22 protein-coding genes and 1 other RNA gene are annotated in these 23,262 nt (G+C 43.3%); 5 read left to right on the top strand and 18 right to left on the bottom strand.

What is annotated here, in order from left to right:
- The 4 genes from IPJ71_10565 to IPJ71_10550 all read right to left on the bottom strand — a co-directional run bounded on the left by IPJ71_10565 (window position 1) and on the right by IPJ71_10550 (window position 3,970).
- On the bottom strand, window positions 1-393 hold the full coding sequence (locus tag IPJ71_10565) for a hypothetical protein (protein ID MBK7844120.1): 393 nt from the start codon (window positions 391-393) through the stop codon (window positions 1-3).
- Window positions 390-1,805: a hypothetical protein gene (locus IPJ71_10560; GenBank protein MBK7844119.1), complete on the bottom strand. Its 1,416-nt coding sequence runs from the start codon at window positions 1,803-1,805 to the stop codon at window positions 390-392. Before IPJ71_10560 ends, IPJ71_10565 begins: the two co-directional genes overlap by 4 nt.
- Before the next feature lie 254 nt (window positions 1,806-2,059).
- Window positions 2,060-3,574: a DUF2779 domain-containing protein gene (locus IPJ71_10555; GenBank protein ID MBK7844118.1), complete on the bottom strand. Its 1,515-nt coding sequence runs from the start codon at window positions 3,572-3,574 to the stop codon at window positions 2,060-2,062.
- Window positions 3,575-3,628: 54 nt separating this feature from the next.
- Complete coding sequence (locus tag IPJ71_10550; protein ID MBK7844117.1) at window positions 3,629-3,970, bottom strand: helix-turn-helix transcriptional regulator; 342 nt, start codon at window positions 3,968-3,970, stop codon at window positions 3,629-3,631.
- Between the two features lie 99 nt (window positions 3,971-4,069).
- On the opposite strand from IPJ71_10550, the gene IPJ71_10545 reads away from it, so the two are divergent.
- From IPJ71_10545 to IPJ71_10535, 3 genes are all read left to right on the top strand, one after another.
- Entirely contained in the window at window positions 4,070-4,627 is a 558-nt protein-coding gene (locus IPJ71_10545) for a hypothetical protein (GenBank protein ID MBK7844116.1), read from the top strand.
- A 96-nt stretch (window positions 4,628-4,723) separates the two neighbouring features.
- Window positions 4,724-5,041 carry a hypothetical protein gene (locus IPJ71_10540; GenBank protein MBK7844115.1) on the top strand — a complete coding sequence of 106 codons (318 nt, stop codon included), beginning with the start codon at window positions 4,724-4,726 and terminating at the stop codon, window positions 5,039-5,041.
- 8 nt (window positions 5,042-5,049) lie between these two features.
- A complete protein-coding gene (locus tag IPJ71_10535; protein MBK7844114.1) occupies window positions 5,050-5,574 on the top strand; it encodes a hypothetical protein in 525 nt (174 codons plus the stop codon).
- Between the two features lie 333 nt (window positions 5,575-5,907).
- Here the strand turns inward: IPJ71_10535 and IPJ71_10530 are convergent, their stop codons facing one another.
- Genes IPJ71_10530 through IPJ71_10520 form a run of 3 tightly spaced genes read right to left on the bottom strand, consistent with a single transcriptional unit; the run spans window position 5,908 to window position 8,482 of the window.
- Window positions 5,908-7,185 carry a hypothetical protein gene (locus IPJ71_10530; GenBank protein MBK7844113.1) on the bottom strand — a complete coding sequence of 426 codons (1,278 nt, stop codon included), beginning with the start codon at window positions 7,183-7,185 and terminating at the stop codon, window positions 5,908-5,910.
- A complete protein-coding gene (locus IPJ71_10525; GenBank protein ID MBK7844112.1) occupies window positions 7,182-8,291 on the bottom strand; it encodes a site-specific integrase in 1,110 nt (369 codons plus the stop codon). Before IPJ71_10525 ends, IPJ71_10530 begins: the two co-directional genes overlap by 4 nt.
- Window positions 8,288-8,482, bottom strand: coding sequence for a helix-turn-helix domain-containing protein (locus IPJ71_10520; GenBank protein MBK7844111.1), 195 nt, complete (start codon window positions 8,480-8,482; stop codon window positions 8,288-8,290). Before IPJ71_10520 ends, IPJ71_10525 begins: the two co-directional genes overlap by 4 nt.
- Window positions 8,483-8,663: 181 nt before the next feature.
- Here IPJ71_10520 and IPJ71_10515 point away from each other — a divergent pair, with 181 nt between their 5' ends.
- Window positions 8,664-9,224 carry a hypothetical protein gene (locus tag IPJ71_10515; GenBank protein ID MBK7844110.1) on the top strand — a complete coding sequence of 187 codons (561 nt, stop codon included), beginning with the start codon at window positions 8,664-8,666 and terminating at the stop codon, window positions 9,222-9,224.
- On the opposite strand, the gene IPJ71_10510 is transcribed toward IPJ71_10515, so the two are convergent.
- Together IPJ71_10510 and ssrA are read right to left on the bottom strand one after the other, a co-directional pair.
- Window positions 9,221-9,571, bottom strand: a complete 351-nt coding sequence (locus tag IPJ71_10510; GenBank protein ID MBK7844109.1) for a helix-turn-helix domain-containing protein — start codon at window positions 9,569-9,571, stop codon at window positions 9,221-9,223. The two genes, IPJ71_10515 and IPJ71_10510, sit on opposite strands and share 4 nt — an antisense overlap.
- A 229-nt stretch (window positions 9,572-9,800) precedes the next feature.
- Window positions 9,801-10,152: a transfer-messenger RNA gene (gene ssrA / locus IPJ71_10505) on the bottom strand.
- 297 nt (window positions 10,153-10,449) lie between these two features.
- On the opposite strand from ssrA, the gene IPJ71_10500 reads away from it, so the two are divergent.
- Window positions 10,450-11,331 (top strand): aldo/keto reductase, encoded by an 882-nt coding sequence (locus IPJ71_10500; GenBank protein MBK7844108.1) that lies wholly within the window; start codon window positions 10,450-10,452, stop codon window positions 11,329-11,331.
- Window positions 11,332-11,333: 2 nt separating this feature from the next.
- On the opposite strand, the gene IPJ71_10495 is transcribed toward IPJ71_10500, so the two are convergent.
- The 9 genes from IPJ71_10495 to IPJ71_10455 form a co-directional block, all read right to left on the bottom strand.
- Window positions 11,334-14,393, bottom strand: a complete 3,060-nt coding sequence (locus IPJ71_10495) for an efflux RND transporter permease subunit (protein MBK7844107.1) — start codon at window positions 14,391-14,393, stop codon at window positions 11,334-11,336.
- A complete protein-coding gene (locus tag IPJ71_10490; GenBank protein ID MBK7844106.1) occupies window positions 14,390-15,376 on the bottom strand; it encodes a TolC family protein in 987 nt (328 codons plus the stop codon). The genes IPJ71_10495 and IPJ71_10490 overlap by 4 nt, the downstream gene beginning before the upstream one ends.
- Before the next feature lie 75 nt (window positions 15,377-15,451).
- Window positions 15,452-15,658, bottom strand: a complete 207-nt coding sequence (locus tag IPJ71_10485) for a hypothetical protein (GenBank protein ID MBK7844105.1) — start codon at window positions 15,656-15,658, stop codon at window positions 15,452-15,454.
- A gap of 46 nt (window positions 15,659-15,704) precedes the next feature.
- A complete protein-coding gene (locus tag IPJ71_10480) occupies window positions 15,705-17,375 on the bottom strand; it encodes a hypothetical protein (protein MBK7844104.1) in 1,671 nt (556 codons plus the stop codon).
- Between the two features lie 258 nt (window positions 17,376-17,633).
- Entirely contained in the window at window positions 17,634-18,467 is an 834-nt protein-coding gene (locus tag IPJ71_10475) for a hypothetical protein (protein ID MBK7844103.1), read from the bottom strand.
- Window positions 18,468-19,009: 542 nt separating this feature from the next.
- Window positions 19,010-19,972, bottom strand: a complete 963-nt coding sequence (locus IPJ71_10470; GenBank protein MBK7844102.1) for a TIGR02147 family protein — start codon at window positions 19,970-19,972, stop codon at window positions 19,010-19,012.
- Window positions 19,973-20,137: 165 nt separating this feature from the next.
- Window positions 20,138-21,712 carry a hypothetical protein gene (locus tag IPJ71_10465; GenBank protein MBK7844101.1) on the bottom strand — a complete coding sequence of 525 codons (1,575 nt, stop codon included), beginning with the start codon at window positions 21,710-21,712 and terminating at the stop codon, window positions 20,138-20,140.
- A 153-nt stretch (window positions 21,713-21,865) separates the two neighbouring features.
- Window positions 21,866-22,252: a hypothetical protein gene (locus tag IPJ71_10460; protein ID MBK7844100.1), complete on the bottom strand. Its 387-nt coding sequence runs from the start codon at window positions 22,250-22,252 to the stop codon at window positions 21,866-21,868.
- Between the two features lie 145 nt (window positions 22,253-22,397).
- Window positions 22,398-23,171 carry a M48 family metallopeptidase gene (locus tag IPJ71_10455; GenBank protein ID MBK7844099.1) on the bottom strand — a complete coding sequence of 258 codons (774 nt, stop codon included), beginning with the start codon at window positions 23,169-23,171 and terminating at the stop codon, window positions 22,398-22,400.
- Between the last annotated feature and the right edge of the window lie 91 nt (window positions 23,172-23,262).

The following is a 23,262-nucleotide window of genomic DNA, read 5'->3' as shown; positions in this document are numbered from 1 at the left end:
CTAGACCTTAATGTTTTTGGTAAACACAATGCCCTTTCTTCCAAGGTAAGGCTTAGGCGCCTGAAGCGGCACTACTCGATCAATTCGCCAACCCCACTTTGCCTTGTCTAACCATGCCCATTTAGAGTTTGGAGTTACAAAATGCTTTGGCGAATCGTTATAGAATTCAGCCTTATTCGAGTACTTGAAACAATCACTGAATGTGATTATCCCGACAATTCTGGCCTTAAACTTCCCGCTTTTTCCTGGTGTCTCAATCAAAGCTAGTTCTTTGCCAATATAGTCGGGTGGTATAGGGTAGGTTCTGGTTTCTATAGATTTTTTACCAGATAGTATTAGTTCTGAAATGGGCCATTGTATATTTATTCCAGTATATTTTTTTGCTTTTTTCATAGCTGACCTTGGGCATCTGATCTTTCTGAAGCTGTATTCGTCCTGTTGACCGCTCGGTCCGAGACTATTCCGCCTAACTTTATGTGCAAACCATCGGGATTAACAGGCTTAGAACATTTATGATTTGTATGCTTCAAGCGAATATCAAAGGTCACTTCCCGACAGTCCTTTTTAAAAGTATCTAACCTGTTTTTGACATTGCAGCAGTCACTTTTATTAGACCAAATGTCTTGATCCTTCCAAAAGTGTGATTCCCCATTGCCAATATAGCAGGTGGTGAATTGAACGCCGCGCTGGTTGCACCTAAATTTAATTTGTTCGTAGTAGTACCGTATTTCTCGGTCTGAAAAGTGATAATCCCGCTTGGATTTTTCAACTTCTGATTTATACATCTGTCGCAAGTCGAAGCCAGTTACTTTTTCAATTTGATTTAGAGAGTATGCACTGAATCTTCCCATACCCGTTAAAATTGCTGGGACACCCGCATTAGCAATCTCGTCAACCATATCGAAAGATGAGTATTCGAATTTTGGCACTGGCCCATCCCATGAAAAGTTTGGATCAGTGAAGTAACCATCTGGATATATTGGAAACAGTGGGTTAATTCGAACGGTAGTCCAATAGCCATTTTGTGATAGTTTGCTAAGCGCCTTCAATCGTCTAGCAGCAGACGGTGCGCCAGGCTCAATCAACTTATTCATTTTGTCATTTGTGGACGACATACTGAACTGGATAGCACCAAGTTTTGGATTTATCAGATTCATGTAGTCGTCACGAGCAATTAGGTCTGATCGGGTAAAAATCAAATACGGGTATTGGTAATGATTCAAGATGTTAATGAATTCCTTTGTGACTTTAATTTTGTCATCCATCCACATGAATGAATCGCTCATGGAACCAATACGAATTGGTATCCGTTTCTCCATTATTTCGCGCCATTTATTTTTCTTATCTGTTTCGAAAACTGTATAAAAGGTTTTGCGAATCGCATTGATATCTACTGGTACTGGGTATGGCTTATTCCAATAGCCATGGACAGTAAGCTGTGCTTTAGCGTAGCAATAGACACAATTATGAACACAGCCTCTGCCGTAGGTATCGACCTCAAAGGCATAGAGACACTGTTGACAAGTCGAATGTGAATTCACCAGTTTGAATGGTGAGTTAAATACGAATCCGCCTCTAACAGGATTTTTGGCAGATCGTCTTTCAAGGCTTCGAATCGGTTCCCAATCAAAGGTAGACTTATAGGATGACAACGAATTGAGTTTTTCAGCTTCAGCTACCATATCGTCTACCATTGGGGTCGGAATGATTTCTTTCTTTTCCTCGCGCACCTTAGGTGGCTCGACATATCTGTGTGGAAAGCTAATGACATTTTCTTTTAATAACATGCCTTCAGGATTGCTCATTACAGGCCCCTCTCGCTCAACGGTCTCTTTGTTGCCTTAATGGGCTTCAAGTTAAGCGTTGGCTCTTGAATAAATTTAAGAATTGAGGTCCTAGCTAAGCTGCTAAAGTCAAAGAAGGGGTTCTGTTTAAGGAACTCTTGAATTTGTTTTTCTTCTTGGTCCGAAAATCGGATTGCTCTTGTTTTTGCCATGATGGGCATGGGGTATAACAAGAATTCACAGATCGACAATATGTTTTATATTGTTTTACAAAATTATACGGCGGCCTTTTGGGCATTGTCTGAGAATAGTTCGAAAAGCTCTTTTAAAATAAGGTACATGGCCAAGGAATCGCGCTCACAGTAGGATAGAAGAGCGCTTTTGATTTTTAGGCGCTCCGTGTTGTATTCGATCATACTCACCATTTTAGAATACATTGTTTGGGCCTGGTCGCCCTTTTGAATGGCGAGGTCCTTATACGAAAACTCAGGCTTCAATATTGGCAGCACACTTTTGATTGAACTTGAACCACTAAACCTGTGATCCCAATACCAGCGCTTTGCAAACGGAGATTCCAAATCCCACATTCTTGTGTTGAGGGACCTCAGTCTGTCGGCCAAGTCTGGAAGTGCTTTTGCTAACTCTTCAGTACGCGCCCTCTCAAATCCCAAATGATAAACAATTATAGATCCGCCATCATCTCCGATATCCTTCAACAGTTGCTCCGCGACTGCGCGTGAAGGATCAGACGGTTCATCATGGATAAATTCTTTATGTCTTAATTCTCCTCCAGGCCTATCTAGAATATGTAAGGAGTATTGTGTTGTGAGTTGCCTATATGGCCAACTACCATCGTACTTCGGTACAGCGTAAGCTACAGATTCATAGTCAAGAAAGTATAATGGGTATTTCAGTTCGCCCAAATATTCTTTAATTGCACTTTCGGAAATTTGTGGCTTCATCGTTTTAAATGCTAAGACTTCTACGTGGTGATTGGTCTTCATTTTATAATCGTCTGGTATTTCTGTAATTCTTTCGACACCTAAGTTGGCAAGTTTCAGCTTTTCTGCATCTGTCATCTTCCCTAGGAAATGAATGCTGTCCGATGAAACATCCTTCCAACAATTTGATTTGAACTCACAAGGGTATGGCGATTTACATTTCGATCCTATTTTTGTTACGGGTGCCGAGTCCTTGTTCAGTGCCGTTTGAATGGTAGGAATAAATGATTCAATACGTTCACTGCTAGAATGTATCTCATCGTTTAGTGGGATTATTTTGAACAACTTGTCGAGTTCAAGCTCACCGTGGCGAACATATTCGCTGTTCAACAGCATTACGTTAACAGTATTTAATTTTATACCAGAGTTCTCCAAAACCCACTTTTGAATAGCAATGTCGTCATAGTGTGATTTCGGGTTGATACTGGTAGAAGATTTGACCTCGATTAGATCCCAAGTTCCATCAGAATTGTTTTTTAAAATGTCTACGCGAACAAGAACATCATTGTGCTGAAATGTAGCTTCGAAAATTGCTGCTGGTTGAGTTTCGAGAGCTTTCTTAGTCTGCGCAAGGGCTAACTCAAGTTGATTAAATTTGGCATCAATCAGTGTTCCGCCTGGGAATAACGATGTAGCAAGCTCACCGACGCTCAGTCCTTGGTCAAGTATGTTCTGAGTAAAATCTGATCTTGGGTCGGCGGACTTTTCTTCATGATGATATAGGTAGAGCGCCTTCAAGCATCTTCGCGCCTTTGTATATTGAGACTTTGATAACCTATAATTTTTCATCTAATGCCTTATCGGAAATACGAGACTTAGATGTAGGGATTTACCTAAATGCGATTACTTTATTCCCAGCTTCTTAGCAGCCTCTATGACCTCGTGAAACCCCTTAAAAAGCGTAGGAGGTAGGTCAGTTTTTAATTTGTATTTGGGGATTCGTTTCATATCGAAAACGTGAACGTCCTCTGTAGCGAATAATACAGCTACATCTACATCAAGCGCTTTAGCCAATTTTTCAAGCGTTGCAACTGTGGGACTCTTTACGCCTTTCTCAATTTGATACACAGTGGATCGGCTTACTTTACTCAGTTCTGCTAACTCAGGACCTTGAATACCTCTAAGATTTCTCAAGTACGCAATTCGCTCACCAATGCCAATCTCTGACAGCTTTTTCTCTTTCATACCGCTTATATCGGTTCTCAATGTGGTTCACTTTAGTGAGATCTAGTTCACTAAAGTGAACTAAGCTTGTATACTAGTTACGAAGGCTTTGGAGGTGTTATGAAGCACTTACTAATAGTCCTTCTGGCTCTATATCCCTACTTTGTACAAGCAACTTTGATTAGTGATCCAGTCGGACGATATGAAGTTGCTTACAAAAATGTAGCATTCAAAAATGACGATACGATTTATTCTAAAAACGTCTTATCTTTCGATGAGATCAATATTGAATTAGATGGTTATAGCTTTAAAAAGGGCGGCTTTCTCTCAGAGGAAGAATCGGCAGATGGCAAAAGTTCGATTAACTGTTCAAGAGATGTTTTGTTCTCAGATGAAACTAGCTATGGCTGGGGAATATTGATTCATAGTAATAAGGTCGGAGTTGAGCTTAAAGAGGTACTCACGCTTCCAGAGCCAAGTCCTGATTGGAATATCTCTGATGAAACAAAATTGCTAGAAAACGGCAGAATTGCTGTAACGAAAAGATTTTATCCGATCAATGATGGAATCGTATACAACTCTTGGGGATTTTCTAAAAATGATCCCAAAGGTAAGTATAAATTCCAAATCTACTACGGCGAAAAATTGATTTATGAGGTGGAATTCAATGTCAAATAAAGGCCTTCTACAAAAAATAAAATATTGCGCGGACGACTCTGCTCTTAGCTACTCTGGGACTCCTATTTTTCACTCCAGTAAAAACACCCCCCCCCCATGGAACGAAATGACGGTGAGAGTATGAAATATGGTCAAGCATTTAAAAGTGACAAAGTAAAAATCGCCAAATCTGAGTATCAACAGCTTAGAAATTATGCCGATAGATTGAGAGCGATGAGTGAGGGGCGTGTTATTAGCCGATCAGAAGTATTCGAGCTTCAGTTAGCTGTTATAGCGGTAGAACTTTTGGAAATATGCAAACAGTGTTCGAATCAAGATATGGAGGGCTATCTCAAGCAGTGCCTTTGGCGAAGTCTAAGTTTCGAAGATTTTATGGCCGTCGTGTACACGCATGGCTGGCGCAGGAGCGCATAGGAGGATTTATGGGATTATTTAACCTGACCTTTGGTAACAAAGTTATTCCAGCAAAGACTCAATACAGTGAAGAGGTTGAGAAGACTTTTAAAGCCTATGCGGATGATCAATATGGCAACTTGGATCCCCATCGGTATTTCGTTGTTCTGACGATTTCAGGACCAAGAGAGCGATTAGAGGATTTCCGCCGATTTGTAAAAGGCTATGACGCAATACTTGGTAAAGATGGCCGATCTATCGAGAAAGAACCCTCTGAGTTCTGCTATGCCTCAATAATACCTTTTCAAGAAGGGGATCTAGTAACTGTCGGCTGGGAAACACTCGCTAAAGCCCAAATTAAGCGCTTTGGTGTGCCAGGTGCCGCTATGGGTGTACAACTCAAAGAAAAGCCAACAGAGCTTCGCTATTGCTTTATAGCATGGCATCAGGTTCCTACAAGAATCATTGAAGCCTTAAGGGCAAAGTACTCTGATTTAGCTATTAAAGCTGATTGGAATTGTGAGCGATTGGGAACTAAAGGAGAAGTTGCCTGAGGGGCAACTGACACTATCTGTGCGAATGATGAAATCAGCGTGTTCCTAAGTACCTTTTTTTGACCTACTCAAAACACTAAAAATATATCAACGCTAGTAAATTAAGGTAATTAGAATTTAACCCTATAAATATAGCGTAAATATCATAGTGTTAATGACTGCCACTGCGGCGTGTGTTTTGACACGCCTGTAGCACGTTCTAATTACTAAACTAGAATTCGAACTAACACGTAACGAACTAGGCTAATGTTAACCTAAATTAGTACTATGTTAGTATCGAACTAGCTCATCTATTAAACTAATCTCCCTCTGTAGGAATTAAGAGGAATGCAGTTAGTATTTAATAGAGATTTTAGGTACATGTGTGAATGGGGTACTAAACCGTTCTTTAGTAACTTTTCCCCATGATTCTTCCATGATTCCCCAGAGGTCCGATTGATGTTTCGCTGGTACAATAAAGCTGTCGTGAATTGGTAGTACTGGAATGCCCTCAAAGGTGCATCTCCTAATTATCTCGATACAGATGTCGCCTTCGGTAACGAACAGTTTTACTCCCTGCTTTTTGAATAATAAATGACGTATTGAAGCATGATGATCGACAAATGCTTCGATCAGCGGGGCTACAGTCGCCGCGCTGTTGATTGTGTCAATTAGGGGTAGTCCTTCATCGACTAGGTCGGCAAAAATGTCAGGAAGAGCGTTTAAACACGCCTCGATGGCACCTGGTATAGATCTGGTATTTAGCATTATGTTTATAAATTTCTTAAAAATGTAACGGTATGATTTGTGGGAATCAAAGCCAGAGAAAGGGGAGATTGAGTATGCATCTTCTGGGGGTATCACCCCTGCAGAAAGATAGGCAATGCTTGGGATTGTGGCTCCAAAATCAAGCTCGGTTACGGGTTCGCTATCAATTCGGATAAATGGGCGATGATCCCTTCTTACAGATTGGTAATTAAACCCCTTGGGATAGATACGACCATGTGTTTCAGTATCCTCGCCAAATATACGCTGAAATTTTGGTGAAGGATGATGGTAATGGAATAGAGAGAACCTGTGTTTAGATAGGCTTCGAGTAGCAGTCCTAAGAACTTTGTAGTCATGCTGTTTTGTTGGATACATTTCTGAATTTTTCTTATTTTTTTGTACAATGTAGCAATGGTTAGACTTCAGTTGCTTAAAATGAATATTACGTCTTCCGACCAGCCCAGCACGCCTGGCTGCATTGGGGAACCTGTAAGGTATATCGATGGTCTTGTGGAACCTAGGCGTGGTCCAATAGATATTAAACTCTCTAGTCCCGTCCTCTCGTATGTCGCCCCTATAGCAATCTAAAAGATTCTCTACGACCATAAATTTTAGTAAATCTGTAAAGAGAGATTTCTTAGCGGGGAGGGATTTATAATATTCGTCCCTCATTGGGATTTTCAGTCCACGTCGATTTTGATGGGCCAACATCAAATTTGCAAACAACACATCTGCAGCGTACTTTCTGCTTTTTTTGTGCCGCCTTTTTTTGTCGTAAAGCTTACTAGCGGCTTCACCGTACAATATAGAGAGCGGAAGGTTGTCCGCGACAAGATGGAAATCAATATACATCTCGCGGCTCATGATTCCTCCTCTTGATCTTCGTCATCATCCTCATCGTCATTTTTAATTGAAAGGGCATCTGTAGCGCCGATTGTATCTGCAGCGACCATTCGCATATATCTTTCGGTAGTTTCAGTTCTTCGATGACCAACCATCTCCTTCACTTTTAGCAAGGGTACTCCTGCAAGTAATAGGTGGGTTATGAATGAAGCTCTCAAGCTGTGGAAATTTGTTTGCTGAATGCCAATAGATTTCTGAAATTCAGATAAAACCTTTGCTTGTTCGCCATGATCCCAAGTTGTGTTGCGTTCAAAAACAAATTCTTTTTCGAGAGAGGTCTGCTTTAGTGCTAGCAAATATTCTTTAAGTGATTGATTCAGTGGGACCGTTCTAAATTTATTGTTTTTCGGAGCTTTGAATTTTTTCGTCCTCGTACTGAAGGACCTCTGTACAGTGACAAAGCCAGAGTCAAAATTAATATCAGTCCATTTTAAGCCGTAGGCCTCTCCAGCGCGTAGTCCCAGTTCGTAGGTCACTCTCCAAACGGGATACCATTCGTGATTTGTATCTTTAGCTTTTTCCAATAGTGTTTCTATTTCATTTCTTGTCATTGCTTTCATCTCCTTTTGTGGTGCAGGGCCTAAATTGATTCCACTGCACGGATTAAATTTTACTTTTCCTAATTGGATCTGCCGCCTAAACACATTTCGAATGTGCTTAAGTAAACCTTTTTTGGTTTCGACTTTGTCATCCTGATAGGCCTTGTGAATGAGAGCTTCGACCTCTTCATTGGTAATCGACTTTACTGGCCGATTCATCCAACTCGCGGTCTGTTTCTCAAGTGTTAACCTTGCAGAATCTATGGTGGACTCTGACAATTGTTTTGATTTTGCGTAAGCTGCCCATTCTACAATGGCTGTCTTCCAACTGACTTGGCCAGAGTTGACGTCCCGTCGAAACTGATCTCGCTCTGCAAGAAACTGATTTGCAATATACCTGGCTGATGGTTTGTCCTTTATGCCGCGTTTACGTCTTTCAAAATGGATTCCCTTGATTTCTGAAGTGACTCGCACTTCAAAGGCTCCGTTTTTCTCAGTAATGTATTTGTCTGTTTTGACGTTGCTCATCCGACCCTCCCCATTGCGGCTTCGAGTAAATGCTCTTCAAAAAAGAAAAGTTTCCCCTTCTTTTTCCCTCCCATGTTGAAGCCCTTGATTTCGCCCTTGTGTTTCATGTTGTAGAGAGTCTGGATGGTAATGCTCAGATATTGGGCAGCTTCTGCCGCAGTAAAAATCTTTTTTCCTTTCAGGTTTTCCATAAAACCCCTCCTTTCTATAAAGCCAGAATAACACGCTGCGTAATAGAAGTCAAGGAACGCTATTAATATGAATTGGTATAATGAGATAATCGCGTAATTACAGGATGTTAATATGTCTCAATTTGAGATTTGTTAATAGCAATTTGATTTTTAAGTGGATTTGTATTAATATAAACGTTGTATGGATAGGATAGACTTTGACCACGCTAAAAGAGAATTGAGCATTCTTCTCAAAGAAAATGAAGAGGCCTCAATGCTTTTTCGGCTTTTGCATACTCGAAAACGATCAACTCCTATTACTGATTTGCCCCAGACATTAGTGTATTTGAGAAAAATGAATCCAAAGGGGGTCGATACAACAAGGCTCAAGCTGGTACTAAGTACAATGGAAAAATTGAATTTTTGTAGCTTAAAGGGAGACGACGGCAGAGAGAAGATCCATTGGAATGTTTGGATATTTCCGATTTACATTAATGAACATCTCGTCGGTATAGATACCCTCTCAATGCACCTATTACAAAGCAATAAGAATGCATTTGGACATTTTCAAAAGCGAATTAAAGAGAAAGAAAAAGACTACTTTTGGCCGCCGTCTAAACGAAAATATAAGCTGGATATTGATTTTGAGGTAAATGTCGGCGATTGGGATGATGTATCGCCGTTGGCTGAATATACCCTTGATCAACTTCTCGCTGAAATTAAGAGACGAGGGTTAAGTCTTCAGCTTCAAGTTAAAAACTAAAGTTCTTTTCCTGCAAAGCTGGCACATAGAGTTCTAATAACTTTAATCTGTTCGGGTTTTAACTTTGGTAGCAGATCCTGTATGACCATTTCATCGGTTTGATCTTCTTCATAGTCTTTGCAGAGTTGCTTAAAATACTTTTCTGTAATTCCACCGTATACGCTCAAGAATCGCAATAGGCGCTCACCTTTAGGGATGCGCTCACGACCATTCTCTATTTGCGATATGTAACTGTCAGACCATCCTAGAAGCTGACCTGCTCGTCTCATTGACAGGCCATTCTTCTCGCGCAATCGTTTTAAAACACGCGCCTCAACGCTTAATATGACTTTATCTGTTCGACCCATACGCAGTTCTCCACAAAATTTACTACATGCTTAGTTTTTATGTAGTCAGTCCAGACTGAATTCCAGAGTTGTGTCCAGAAGTTCGCATCCTGGGAAGTGATATGGGGTTAGCAAAAAGTAAATGCTGTCGTCACTAACTTCTTGTTTTTCCCTCTGAAAAGTAGATGTGAGTAAACCAAGTGAGTCTTTGTTAAAACTCACTCAGTTCGATTTAAAGTTAACCGACAAATGGTGGAGGCGGGGGGAATTGAACCCCCGTCCGTAAGTGCTCCACTGTAAGGCGCTACATGCTTAGTCGATATTTTTAGTGGAACCAAAGCACTTCTACCGACAAAATTACTTCGGCCCCTCCCCCAGAAAATTTAGATTAAAGGCCCTGGAGAAAACAGCCCTTAACCGAGGTAACTACAGTGACATCTCGCAGCTAGTGTTACCAACTAACTGGTCGACGTTGCAGCTTAATTAGGCTGCAAGTGCATAGTTGTTGTTAGCAACTAAAAAGTGCTCGTTTTTACGAGGTCCACGAGCGCCCCGGCATGCTCCTTAAGCTTCACTACCCACGTCGAAGCCATGTCGCCCCCAAAATCGGAGTCTAGCGTCAACTTTCTTAGAGAGTGTTCCCAAGAGAGATCGTGAAATTTACCATACATCCCGTTAATTGTCGACAAGCCTATTTTTCTAATTGTAGGAATGGTTAGTGACCAATGAAGTGACCGTGACAAGCGACAGGCGACAGGCGACAAGTGGCAGGCGGCGGCACAGGCGACAAGCGACATGTGACAGCGACAGGCGGGCAGGCAGTGACCAGCGATGAATCGATGAATGCGGCCTAATGATGCAACTTGCCCCAATTAGCAATTTGCGCGGGATCAAGGCACATGCGACAAAAGGATGCGCTAGATCATAATTTTAAAAAGGAGGGTATTCCATTGAATTACGTCCAATCATCACCACCCAGCTTTATTTATGGCACTGCCTGGAAGGCTGAGGCCACTGCGGGCCTCGTTAAATTAGCAATTTCTGCTGGATTCTCGGCTATCGACACCGCTAATCAGAAAAAGCACTACCGCGAAGATTACGTTGGGATGGCACTCAAGGAATTATTTGAAAATGGTCTGGAGCGTTCCAGTCTATTTTTACAAAGCAAATTTACTTTTGTGCAGGGCCAGGATCATCGAATTCCTTATGATCCTGATGCCTCATATGCGGAGCAAGTCAGGGCTTCCTTTGAAAGTACTTTGTCAAACTTGCACACGGACTACCTGGATTCCTTTTTGCTCCATGGGCCTCTTTCAAGAAGTGGCATGACGGATGGCGATTGGGAGGTGTGGCAAGCGATGGAGGCTCTTTACGATGACGAAATGACACTGGCAATTGGGCTTAGTAATGTCAGTGGAACACATCTTCGGCAGGTGATCGATTTGGGAAAAGTGAAGCCAAGTTATGTGCAAAATCGTTGTTTTGCAGTCCAAGGCTGGGATCACGAAGTGAGGTCTATCTGCAGGGAAAACGATATTTTGTATCAGGGATTTTCTCTTCTCACAGCAAATCTTCAAGTACTTGAAGATGCACGAATACAGATGCTCGCAGATCGACATGAAGCGAGCCCTGAGCAAATTATTTTTCGTGCTTCTCAGCAAATGGGAATGATACCTCTGACTGGGACTTCAAATGAACAGCACATGCGGCAGGATCTGAAGTGCTGCGAATTCGAGCTGAGCGATTCTGAAATGGTTCTTATCGAAACGATATCTGGATAGGACTAAGTCTCAAGTAGCACAGTTCGCCGTTTTGGGGCTAAGAGAAGATAAACGCAAGGAACAACGAGGAGAGTGCACAAGGTTGAAAATAGAACTCCTCCAATAACTGTCAGCGCCATGGGAATTCTCGTCTCGGCTCCAGGTCCAAGAGCCAGAGCTGCAGGAATGGCCGCCACAACGGTAGCCAGAGACGTCATCAGAATGGGCCGCAATCGGACTGGGCAGGCCTCAATCAAAGCCTTCCTCAAATCGAGCCCCTGATCTCTCTGATGATTGGTAAATTCGACGAGCAGAATTGAATTTTTCTTAACAATACCCATTGTCAGCAAGATGCCAATAAGGCTGTAGACATTTAAGGTTTGGCCACCCAAGGCCAATGCAGCCAAAGAACCAATGAGACCAAACGGAATAGCCAAAAAAACGATCAATGGATCAGTAAATGAATTAAATTGACTGGCAAGAACCATATAAGCAACGACCAAACCCAAGGCCATGATAAAAATGGTATCCATGAGTTTTTTCTGGGGTGTTTCAGAAAATCTCAAGGAATATCCATCGGGAAGAATTCTTTTTGCGACTTCTTTGATTTGGGTAATAGCTGATCCGTCTTTTATGCCTTTAGCTAGGGACGAGTCGACCCGAACTCCGCGTACTCGATTTTCGTGATAAACAAACTGTGGAGATGTCGAGGATTTTAGATCTACGACCTGTAACAAAGGAATAATCTCACCTCTGTTGTTGCGAACGGACAGATTTTGAATCTGTTCAATTCGATGACGATCCTTTTCCTGAAGCTGCACGAAAACTTGAAATCTTCGAGAACCCTTGGTGTAGCTGGCAGGAACAACGCCGCCAAAGGTGGCGTTGATAAGGCTGGCAACCTCGGCAATCTCAACTCCAAACTTGGTTGCTTTCGCTCGATTCGGGATGACCTGGACTTCAGATATGCCGGAGGCATCATCTGAGCGAACATCTTGAAGCAATCCAAGCTTTTCGATTTCAGTCTTCAGATCTTCATAGATCTGAATCTGCTTTTTTGGATCCGGTCCGCTGATGGAAAATTCAACAGCATTTCCTCTCCGTCCTCCAAGGCTTGATCCAAATCGATCCCGAAAGAAGAACTTAATACCACTGATGGACTTTGTTTTAGCGCGCAATTCATCGATGACTTCCGCTTGAGATTGCCGGCGATCCCCTCTCTCCTTTAATACGACCATTGCATTGCCCTTATTTCCTTGCCCACCCTGGCCAAATCCACCAATGCTAATAAAAACTCGGTCAATAGAGGGGTGATTCACAACAAGTTGCTCAAACTGGCCCACTCGCTCATCTGTGTAACTCATCGATTTTCCGTTCGGAGCCTGAAATGACACCGAAATAACGCCCCTATCTTGCGTCGGCACGAATTCTGTATCCAAATAGCGAAAGAGTGCTAAAGATCCAATAATGAGAAAAATCGCTCCAAGAGAAATCTTCCAGGGGTGATCGAGAGCTTTGCTTAAGGTAGATGCATAAAAATTTCGAAGAAAATCCATGAACCTCTCAAAGCCCTTTCCAAAGGCTGTCCTTCGTGCGTCTATATTCAACATTTGTGAGCATCGCATCGGCGCCAGGGTTAATGATTCGAGACAAGAAAGAGCAATCGCTACAGAAATTGTGACCGCAAACTCAAAAAAGAATCGGCCTTCAATACCCTTCATAAAAGCAACAGGAGTAAAGATGGATATGATTGCGAGGCTGGTTGCGACCACAGCAAGGGTGATCTCACGGCTGCCTTTGTAAGAGGCATTGACCTTATCAAAACCCATTCGAGCGTATCTTACAATGTTCTCTAATACAATGATGGCATCATCGACGACCACTCCGATGGCCAATGCAAGCCCGAGCAGGGAGAAAGTATTCAGAGTAAATCCCAGTAGATGAATAACAATAAAGGTTCCAACAATTGCCGTCGGTATGGCGAGTAAAATATTTGCCGTTGCTGACAAAGATCCAAGAAAAATCCAACAAACGAGCGAGGTAAGGAGGGCAGAAAGAAGAAGAGTAAAAATCAATTCACTCACGCTCTCTCGAATGAATTTGGTGCGATCAAACATGATCTCCAACGCAACTCCTTGAGGTAAATCCTTCTGAATGAGAGAGATTCTCTCTTTGACCCGGTCTGCGGTGGCGACTGCATTGACTCCTCGTTGCTTGCTAATCGCCATATTCATTGCCTGTTGCCCGTTAATCCGAGAAATGCGACGAATATTTTCAATCCCCTCATAAACCTTGGAGACATCCTTCAGCCGTATCGGAACAAAATTTGGGCTTCCACCGCGACGACTAATAATCAAGTCATTAAAGCCATCTAGGTTTGAGATCTCACCCATGACGCGAATCAAGTCTTCCTTATCACGATATTCTAACTTGCCGGCTGGCAATTCTTTGTGTTCGCGTCGGATGCTTTCAACGACATCCTGAGCTGTCAATTGAAATTGAGAAAGCTTTTTTGCATCAAGATCCACTCGCAACTGAGGCTCATGATATCCGTAAGCGCGTACATCAGCGACTCCATCAATAGTGGAAAATTGATCAACTATTTGATCTCGAAATAGAATGTTCAAATCACGAAGAGATAAGTTTGGTGCAACCAAAGAAAGATAAATAATTGGTTCATCATCTGCATTTGATTTGGAAACGGAGGGGCTTTCAACGGAATCTGGCAATTGACTTTGGGCTCGGGCCAATAGAGTTTGAACTTCCTGCAGAACGAAATCGATCTTTCGGTCCAACTCAAACTCGAGAGTGAGTCGTGCACCATTTTTTTCTGCAACAGAGTCCATATGCCGAATGCCAGACATCGAGACAAGTACGGCCTCGACCGGGTCAATCACATCTTTCTCGACGACATCAGGGGCCGCTCCGTCATAGATGTAACGAATCGTGATCGTGGGAAAATCGACATCCGGATTTTCGTTGATGCCCATTTGGCGAAATGACAGAAATCCAAAGAAAACCAAGCTGAACATGATAACCCATGCAAGCACGGGTCGACGAATTGAGATCTCAGATAAGCTCATGGTCGAACACCTTTCGACCTGAGATATTCAAAATAAATAATTTTGGGCTCAAATCGAATCCGATCAAAGGATCGTTTGATCTTTAGATAGTCATCGAGAGATCTGAGAACCTCGAGATCTGACACAAGCCCCGATTGAGATTCATTGATATTTTCCTGATAACTTTTTTCCGCCATGTCTACAGCCAAACTTATTTTTTTTACTTCTTCCACTTTTGTTGCTAAGGAATTTCGCAATCTTTCAGTGACAGCAAGTTGATTTCTCTTTGTGTCTATCAGTTCATTATTCAACTTTTCTGCCTCTAATGCCTTTTCCCGTACCGCAGATTGAGTCGCCCCGCCGCCATATAATTCCCATTTTGCTACGAGCCCCACGTCCCACTGGGAATTCTTTAGCGTTCCAGTTCGATCAAAATAGTAGTTTCCACTCAAATCAATTTGAGGCCAATAATCTCCCTTTATCGCAAGGATTTCAGCCCTCGTTTGCCCGAGAGAGTGATTGATGAGTTGGATCTTTGGACTCGTTTCAAAATCATCTGATTCGTCTGGTTTGTCTGACTTGTCCGACAGTTTCAGCTTTTCATACCAATCCTCGGCCAGAGGATCTTCGACAGAGCTCCAGTCCTGAAGGCCGGTGCGACGAACAAAGGCCTCCTGATAGATTAGAATTCTACCTTGAAGCGAATGATTTTCAGCTGACAAATTGGCCAGCTGGCTTTCTGCAGTGAATAGCTCTGATTTCCTTGAGCGTCCAATTTTTACTCGCGAACGAAGATAAGAAACGCGCCGTTCAAGTATATTCTCTTGTTCCTTTAGAGTTTGATCTTCTTTTTTCAAAGACAGAATTTCGTAAAATAGTTTGGCCAATTCAGTGTAGAGATCAATTTCTGCTTGGATTCTGCTCCACTTAGAAACTTCTGGGTAAAACTTTGCAGCCTCAAGCAAATGGTACTCTCCTCCTCCCTGAAACAAGGGTTGGGTCAAATTCAAATACGCACTGTGTTGGTGCTTTTCAATGAGGCTTGATTGGGAATATCCGTCTTCCGCGTCTCGCAAAAGCTAAAAGGAGACCAGTGACAGCTTAGGTCGAACGGATCCAGTCACTAGCTCTTGACGAATGCGACTGACTTCTTCATTTAATATTTCATTTCGTATGATGTCGGTTTTATCTTTTGCCGATTCGTATGCTTCTCTTAACGTGATTGCACGTGTTGCCGGTGAAAAGAAAAGAATTCCTAAAAGAAACAAAGAAATGGAAACACCCATACTTAGTATGAGTGTTTCACACGATTATCTGGTTGGCAACTTGCTATTAGAAGCGCTGACTTGTCGTTTGAGAGAACCCACATTTGACGTAGTCAAATGTGAAAAATATGGTGCCATGGCGGCCTCCGAATACGCTAGAGTCGCCACCAAAAGAGGCTGAATGAGTGCTCTCGTTATAGGACCATCCATAACCTATGATTGCTGTCTGTCCTTTGCCGCCGCAAGATCCTGGCTTATTTGACGGACCGTAATCTTGATCATATTCAAAACAACCCTTTAATGTTCCAACGGTTGGGGGTGGAACATTGTAAACCTGCAAACCACCTGTGGCAGCATAAAAATTTGGATATTCAATGGTAAAGGAGGCCGTGTAGGAGCTTTCATTAGGGGCCTGCATGACGGCCGTGAAGGTTCCCGGACACCATCCAATCTGATAGGGGCGGATTTCATATTTCCAATTGAATCGGCCAGGATCTGCAGGTCCAACTGATACCCAATCTTGCATGTTAGAGAGAGTTGGTGAGCACGAACTGGTTCCTGTGGTTAAACACCATTTCGTATCGGCTGGAAAATTCTGGGCGGATCCAGAAATACCCACATTGTATGGACCACTGACGAACGAGAGACTCGAAACAGGCGGGGTATTTCCGCCACCGCCACCGCCGCCTCCACCTGGATCAATAGGTGTGAGCGGTTGATAGTTTTCCACAAAGCCGATTGATCTTCCTCCGCTAAGTCCCACAACCACAGCCTCAAGTTGGATTTTGCTGCCTGAACCCGTGCCCGTGCTCGCGGTAGCGGCCCGCAGAGCTTCATCGATCGTGCTTTTTGAAACTGTAAATTGGCTCAATAAGCTACCTGTATTGAGGCAGCCTTGTTGCGCGAGATGAGAGTTTACATCTGATCTCCCGACGGTTGTGGTCGTCATGATGGTTGTGTTTCGGGATTTCGCTCCAGTTTGAATAGCTCTGATCTGAACTTTCGTTGCAACCTGTCCGTATTCGAACGCCCATCCTACACATTCGGTGTCATTGCATCGGTCAAAATTACCCTGCAGGAGCTCAGACCCTTCGCACTTTTCAGCAGGAGGGGGAGGGGGATCTTGAGGCTTTGGATTGACTTTAATACTTACGGAAATTTTCACGTCATTTATCGAATCCGTATTGCCATCGCTAAACCACTGGAACTTGATCTCACAGGAATAAGGGATCGCGCTAGCAGGCAAGCCCGAAACGGTTTTCTCTCCATCGGCATGATACGAGCAGGATCCCGTTTTGTTATCACAGCCTCCACTCACATTCAAAAACGACTGCATGTTTTTAATATATCCTCCAAAAACTTCTGGATTGCAGCCAAAACTCTGCAATCGATAGCCAGAATTACTTCCACTGCTACCTGAGGATCCCCAATTAAAGCCCCACGAAAGATTTGTTGATTCATCCTCACGAATCTCAGCCTTTCCAAAGCTAATACTTCCTTCAAGATGATCCTTAGTTATGTTGCCGCTTTGAGTTCCAAATAGGTCCGCGCCGACTAGCCCGCTCGAGGTCGAAGAGTTTAAATCAAGGCTTTTCATCCCACCGCAATTGGAATAGGCAATTGTGAGAAGCAGAGAAAGAGACGTCCCAATCAAACCGAGTATGAGAGAGTCTCCTTTGAATGTTCGCTCGCCGTTACTACCCTTTATGAGTTTTGACCAATTGCGCTTCTTGCTCATGAATATTCCCCTTTGAAAAATCAGGTGAAAAGAAAATTATTACAGCCAACGGGAGATATCCAACTGGATTCTGAAAGGCTAGGTTGCAAGAAATGTCGCAGGCCCACTAGGGCCCTAATGGGGCCTAACTGACCAAAGAATCGACAGCTTGCTAATCAATTGTCGATTCTGTTATTACCGAGCGATTCTGATCTTATTTTCTTGGATTGCTTTTGCCTGGCAGGATTTTGAGAGAAAGAGGATCTCAAATGAAAGCGTTTACCAGGGAGGATCGTCTCCAAGCACCTTGATAGGATCTCTTCCCAACTCCAATTGGCGCCTCCATTCGAGATCCAGAAAATAGGAGATATCGCCCTCCGCTCTGGCATCTTCTCCGATTTGAGGATACTCGCATGGAGAGAAAGGCATATATGTATCAGGCGCGCAGAACGCCATTTTAATCGAATTTAAATCATCTGTTTGGCGGCTGGCCCAATCCCGCAGAAGAATTGGTTGCTTCGGATCGATGCTCGGATCAAAAACATAAACTTGGTTTCTTACTCTTGCCACGGGAGCTGTGTGATACCACCAGCTGACTTCTCCATTTAGACCGTTGGGAGATTTCACCAATAAATTTCCAAAGATGAAGACTCTATTGGGTTGGGAATAGCCCCTTATTTTCATCAGATTTTTCATCAAGGCAGCTCGAGCAAAACAACCATCATCTGGATATAGCCATGTTGATCGACGAGAAAAAGATGGAACTTGCATTGGATCCGTCAGAAATTGCTCGTCACGTACATAGCCAAATGCGCTAGAAATTTCCTCAAGGTTAGGCCACTCACGAACGCGAAGAAAATCTAGTTTTTCAATGGGACCAGCATCTTCCTCAGCATCTCTGCTCAAGTCATGTGGCCCAGCGAGGCGATACAAGGTGAAATGACGTTGTCGAGTAATTCGCCAATCCTCTTCCCGAGCGCGGGAAGCTGAACCAATTTTGGCAGAAAAACTCAGAGGCAAATCGGTGGCTTTTGCTTCACCTAGCGAGGGCCAAAGAAGAAGAAGAGGCCAAAAAAGACTCAAAATAAAAAAATACTTTCTCTTTCCCGTCATAGATCCCCCCCCAAGTTGAGCCAGCGCTTCACAGCGGCCTTTTGACATTAAACTCTTCGAGAGTATCTTCATCAAAGGAAGATTTTTCGAAGAGGCACTTTCTAAAACATGAAATTTTTATCCCACTTGGCTTAGTTTTTACCCAACCAGTTAAGTCTATGTGGCTAAAAGGTTCTATTGGATATGATGTGTCAAGAATTTCCCGTTCCTTGCAGACTGGGATGAATACAGCAAGGAATACAATAAACTTTGTGATTTTAATATGTTAAAGTTTTCTAGAATCTAATGAAGGTCAATTTGCACAAATGATCATCTAGGTTGATCGGCCATTTCTGGGGACCGCGAAAGTTCGCAGACTGGCTCGATCCTTGCTAAAGATAAGAGATGTAGAACGTTTGCTGTCGGTCATGCTTGGGTCTTAGCGATCGTTTCATTCCCCTCCCCCCCCTCGAATGGAATGACTGTCGGAACTGAAAGGTTCCTTCCCTTTTTTGGCGCTGAGACCCCAAGTTGACCCTTTTATCCCCCCCTCTTACAAGCCCCTACCGAACACGATCTGAAACCGGAAATAGCTGGATGTTGAGTTGGTAGACTCTTTGGCCCTTGTTTTGGCCACGCTGTATGCTGATGTCTTTGTAGATGCGCTTACGGAACTGGCGTAGCTCGAACTTAATTTGCTCAAATTCTTTCTCAGTGAGAGCCAAAGTCAAGGCTCCAAATTCTCTTTCTGTGGGGTCATCTTGAAACAAAGATTCAAGTCCAAGATAAATAAGCTCTGCTTGAATTTTTCTAACCATAGCGACAGGGATATTTTCATACCCATTTATTAGCTCTCGTCCCTTTTGAATAGATCCGTCAGGATTTTTTCGTAGCTCACCTGAATTCAAGAGTAGGTTGAGCGCTCGTTTTACTTCATCAATTGAAACGCGATCGCGCATCACGCGGCGCAAATGGGTCGGATCAAATTCAACGCCTTCTTGATCGACAAGAGTATAAAGAACCCAAGAAACCCAGTTGGGAACCTTGCTCCAGATTTCAGAGTTGATTTCGCCAAGCCGAATCTTGCGTTTTGCTCTAAATTCAGACAATGACTTCAAATAACGATTTCGCTCCAAAGGGTCGCGGGCCTGGCCATAAAGAACAAGGGCCTTAAATTCCTTACCTTCTTCCCCTTGTAAACCCAAGGCTCTGATAAACCTCTTAACCATGTCCATTGAGAGGTTGCGCTGTCCCTCAATAATGAGTTTCAGATAATTGGGTGACTTTATATCTGCTGCTGCGCTGAAGGCGGCATAGGAATAGGAACGGACAGCGGTGCTCAAAGTCTTCTTCTTAAATTCATAGAAGTCACGCAAGTATCGGCGAAAATCCGCGTACTGTCCTAAGGCAGGAGCCACTGCTGGCGCTGCCGCTCCTGAATCACGGTCAACGCTCGCGACGATTTGATTGCCACCAGTTTTTGCCATACCAATAGTCCTATCACTGAGTGGGGAATCATCCCACATGGAACTCTTTTATAAAAGAAATTCCATGCAGAGAAGACAAAGACACCACGCACCCAAAAGATAAAAATGAGTAACCGCTACAGTGAATCAGAAAATGCAAATAAAGCAAAGTGTATTCGAAAAAAGCAAATTTTGCTCAATGCTTCGTTTCGCCGGAGAAGGAAACTACGGCTTCGAAGGTGGCGGTGGCCCGCTCTCTACCAACTTAAGAAAATCGCGTCCAGGCAGCACCTGGCTTTTAAAGCCCAATTCTGCCGACTCTGCCACGCCATTAAAGTGAATACTTGCTAGAATATTACCATTGCCGTCATTTTTCAAAAGTTGGGCGCGTGATAAATATCTTGCAAACTTTCCCTCGTGATCAACAATTCCTGTATTCACGTTCACTGCGTTTAAATTACGCTGATATCCGTTGATTTGAATTTCGGAGTTGGATGACGACTCCTGGCCCAGACTATCTGCCAAAAGGAGAGGGCCTGAAAATACCAAAGCGTCCTGAATCGGATTATTGATTGTTGTCACTGACCAGAGAGAAACCACAAAGGAAGATCTACCGTAAGCAGCGGCCCAGGATCGGAATTCTACATCGTTAGCACCGGGAGCTCGCATAGGGGGAGTCGCGCAATTGCTTCGCCCCGACCTAAGACATATAAGTACTTTTTTGACGGCGTCGCTTGTATTTTTCAAATAAAGCATGAACTCTTTAAAGTTGGGGTTGAGAGATTCCAAAGAGCGATGATAATCGCTTTGGTTAAATGTGACATGGGCATTGCCCACGCGATGCACGACAAAGGCCGTCTTGCAGATTTCTCCCTTGTTTGTAAACTGATCAATTCTGACGATCGTATTTTCACAAGTGGTCATGTCTGCGTCGACACAAGCAAGGGTGACTGAAAATGGGTATTCATCGCCTTCAGTTGCATGAGTTTCATACATGACGGATCGATTATTTCGATCCAAAAATCCAGCAAATTTTGCGCTAACGGGCCCCGTAGGACCATCAAAAACAAATTCTACTAGAACCCTACGTGTTTTGACGTTTGCCTGAACTCCCATTGAATTAATGGCAAGAGAAAAAGCTTCGCTCTCTTGACGGATTGGTTCAGGAATTTTATCAATTTGGGCCTTCAATACTGGCAGCAGAACATCGACTCGACTGTCAGTAAAATAATTTCCCGCGGGATCAATCGTTCCTGTCACAGAGGGAGGCGCACCGCCGTAGGGCACGCTGCTCTGCTGTGGATCCGAACCCGAGGATTCCAATCCTGCAGGGGAGTTTTGACCCAAGACGGTCGGAGCCCCTGGCGACCTTGGCCGATAGCCTTCCTTGTCGCCTCTGGAATAGTCTGTCTGCTCGTCAGACCAGTCGTCTGGGCGATCATGGCCGCCATCATTGTCATCGTCTGCGATAAAGTCAGATTCTTCGCTTCGTCTATTTTGTTCACCACGCCTGAAGCGATAAAGTCTATCTTGACTCGTAGCATATCTGCGACGTCGTTCAGCTCGTTCCTGTTCGGAATCATAAGATCCCACGTGACCGTTACCGTAATAATCAAAGTTTCCAATTCGTCCCTGGTGGTTGCCGTAGTATTGAATAGGAGGCGGAGGTGGCGGAGCGACTGGCGGTGAGGTATTGGATTTCTTTCCGGAGCAAGCTCCAAAGAACAATCCAAAGAAAATGACGGCCAGAATACGAGAGAAATACCGAGTTCGGCTTGCGAAAATAAATGTGAAGCTCATTTTTAGATCCCTCTCAATCCAATTCTAAAAAACACCGTCCATAAACAAGAAAGCAATCACTAGGCCACAATCGCTCCGCCCAAATACGTTCAGATATGAAATAATAACAAAATCTTGCCAATTTTTGGCGCGAGTAACGAAAATGGGCAGGAGTTAGATCTGCTTATCCAGCAGTTCAACGTGGGACAGGCAGCCAAAAAGGCCCGAACCTGTTGAGAAGCGAACTTGTTTTCCTTGGCTCATCGCTTGACGAATGAGTTCCATTTTATTTCGGGTCAATGTCTCTGAATCTTTCAGTTGAGAAGAGCTAGGACATAACTTAAAAATAAGAGATTTCGACTCTAGAGTTGAAATGCGAACGATAGTTTCGTTAGAGGAATCGTTTACCGCAATGGACTGAACAAACCCTACGTGAGAACTCCCGCTAAACTGCAGTTGCTCCCAAACGCTCAGGCCTCCCCAATCAGCGCGTCCAAAAAGCGCAGGAACGAGAACAAAAAGTACTGCGAGTGCGCGAAAGATTGGGGGAAAGCTATTCATAAATCAATTCTCCTTGGTTTTATCCAAAGCAGTACTTATGCCAGTGGCAAGCATTCAGGTCGTTTCAGTTTCAAAAATCGAGATTCAAAAGCTCCTGGAGACAGATCCTGGCTCTGACTGTATAAACTTTGAACGGTCAGAGAGCTCAAACGTCCATATCAGGATGGATTTCCGACTTCTCGCTTAAAAAGTCAAATTCATAGAAATTTTTTCGCAACCATTTCCTGCAGTATCGATATTTGTCGCAGTATTCCTCCACCAAACTCCAGAAGAGTCTAGAATGGTTGGGGTATCGCAAATGAGCCAATTCGTGAATGACCACATAGTCAAGAACTTCCGGCGGCGCGCCTATGAGACGCCAATTTAAACTGATATTTCCCATTGTCGTACAGCTTCCCCACCGAGTTCTTTGTGAGCGAAACGATAGGAATGCCGGCCGGAGATTCATCCTTTCGGAATAAAAGTGGACTCGATCACCAATGATGCGTCGGCCTTCAGACTGAAAGAACCCTAAAAGATAAGAGCGTATCTGGTACTGAGAAAGGACATAAAAGGACGAATTCCACTCTGCCTGAGGAATGGAACATTCAAGTTCCAGTTCGCTGACCTTGAAGGTCGGATTCTTTATAGATTCCTTTGGAGAAAAATTCAAAAATCGATACTTTCCTAAATAAAGAAATCCCTCTCCCTGAATAAATCTTTTTGGTGGATATTTTTGACGCAAAGATCGAAATGCAAACAATGAATCTTCAAGCCAATTTGAATGTTGGGATAAGAAAATCTTGATTTCACTTTGCGATGTCATTTTTCCAGTTGTCACGTGAATTTGCCCATTTGGCCTGATGCTTACCCGAATTGTACGCCGATGAGATTTTCTCGACAAGTAAACCTGGCGGCCATTCAGATTTAAGATTTGCATTTTCAGTAACTTTCGACCCAATATATATTTGTGTTCAGACTGTCACGTTTTTTCATTTTCAATTTATATTTCAATTCATCTCAGTAGCAAG

This window comes from Bdellovibrionales bacterium (genome assembly GCA_016714165.1).
In the GTDB taxonomy this organism is placed as follows: Bacteria; Bdellovibrionota; Bdellovibrionia; order Bdellovibrionales; family UBA1609; genus JADJVA01.
This window is presented reverse-complemented; position numbering and strand designations above follow the sequence as displayed.

Coding starts and splice junctions, on each gene's coding strand:
- IPJ71_10535 (MBK7844114.1), top strand. CDS start 5,050: ATGGGATTATTTAACCTGACCTTTGGTAACAAAGTTATTCCAGCAAAG.
- IPJ71_10480 (MBK7844104.1), bottom strand. CDS start 17,375: ATGAGCAAGAAGCGCAATTGGTCAAAACTCATAAAGGGTAGTAACGGC.
- IPJ71_10500 (MBK7844108.1), top strand. CDS start 10,450: ATGCGACAAAAGGATGCGCTAGATCATAATTTTAAAAAGGAGGGTATT.
- IPJ71_10555 (MBK7844118.1), bottom strand. CDS start 3,574: ATGAAAAATTATAGGTTATCAAAGTCTCAATATACAAAGGCGCGAAGA.
- IPJ71_10470 (MBK7844102.1), bottom strand. CDS start 19,972: ATGTGGGATGATTCCCCACTCAGTGATAGGACTATTGGTATGGCAAAA.
- IPJ71_10525 (MBK7844112.1), bottom strand. CDS start 8,291: ATGAGCAACGTCAAAACAGACAAATACATTACTGAGAAAAACGGAGCC.
- IPJ71_10545 (MBK7844116.1), top strand. CDS start 4,070: ATGAAGCACTTACTAATAGTCCTTCTGGCTCTATATCCCTACTTTGTA.
- IPJ71_10540 (MBK7844115.1), top strand. CDS start 4,724: ATGGAACGAAATGACGGTGAGAGTATGAAATATGGTCAAGCATTTAAA.
- IPJ71_10550 (MBK7844117.1), bottom strand. CDS start 3,970: ATGAAAGAGAAAAAGCTGTCAGAGATTGGCATTGGTGAGCGAATTGCG.
- IPJ71_10520 (MBK7844111.1), bottom strand. CDS start 8,482: ATGGAAAACCTGAAAGGAAAAAAGATTTTTACTGCGGCAGAAGCTGCC.
- IPJ71_10530 (MBK7844113.1), bottom strand. CDS start 7,185: ATGAGCCGCGAGATGTATATTGATTTCCATCTTGTCGCGGACAACCTT.
- IPJ71_10515 (MBK7844110.1), top strand. CDS start 8,664: ATGGATAGGATAGACTTTGACCACGCTAAAAGAGAATTGAGCATTCTT.
- IPJ71_10485 (MBK7844105.1), bottom strand. CDS start 15,658: ATGGGTGTTTCCATTTCTTTGTTTCTTTTAGGAATTCTTTTCTTTTCA.
- IPJ71_10560 (MBK7844119.1), bottom strand. CDS start 1,805: ATGAGCAATCCTGAAGGCATGTTATTAAAAGAAAATGTCATTAGCTTT.
- IPJ71_10495 (MBK7844107.1), bottom strand. CDS start 14,393: ATGAGCTTATCTGAGATCTCAATTCGTCGACCCGTGCTTGCATGGGTT.
- IPJ71_10455 (MBK7844099.1), bottom strand. CDS start 23,171: ATGCAAATCTTAAATCTGAATGGCCGCCAGGTTTACTTGTCGAGAAAA.
- IPJ71_10510 (MBK7844109.1), bottom strand. CDS start 9,571: ATGGGTCGAACAGATAAAGTCATATTAAGCGTTGAGGCGCGTGTTTTA.
- IPJ71_10475 (MBK7844103.1), bottom strand. CDS start 18,467: ATGACGGGAAAGAGAAAGTATTTTTTTATTTTGAGTCTTTTTTGGCCT.
- IPJ71_10460 (MBK7844100.1), bottom strand. CDS start 22,252: ATGAATAGCTTTCCCCCAATCTTTCGCGCACTCGCAGTACTTTTTGTT.
- IPJ71_10565 (MBK7844120.1), bottom strand. CDS start 393: ATGAAAAAAGCAAAAAAATATACTGGAATAAATATACAATGGCCCATT.
- IPJ71_10465 (MBK7844101.1), bottom strand. CDS start 21,712: ATGAGCTTCACATTTATTTTCGCAAGCCGAACTCGGTATTTCTCTCGT.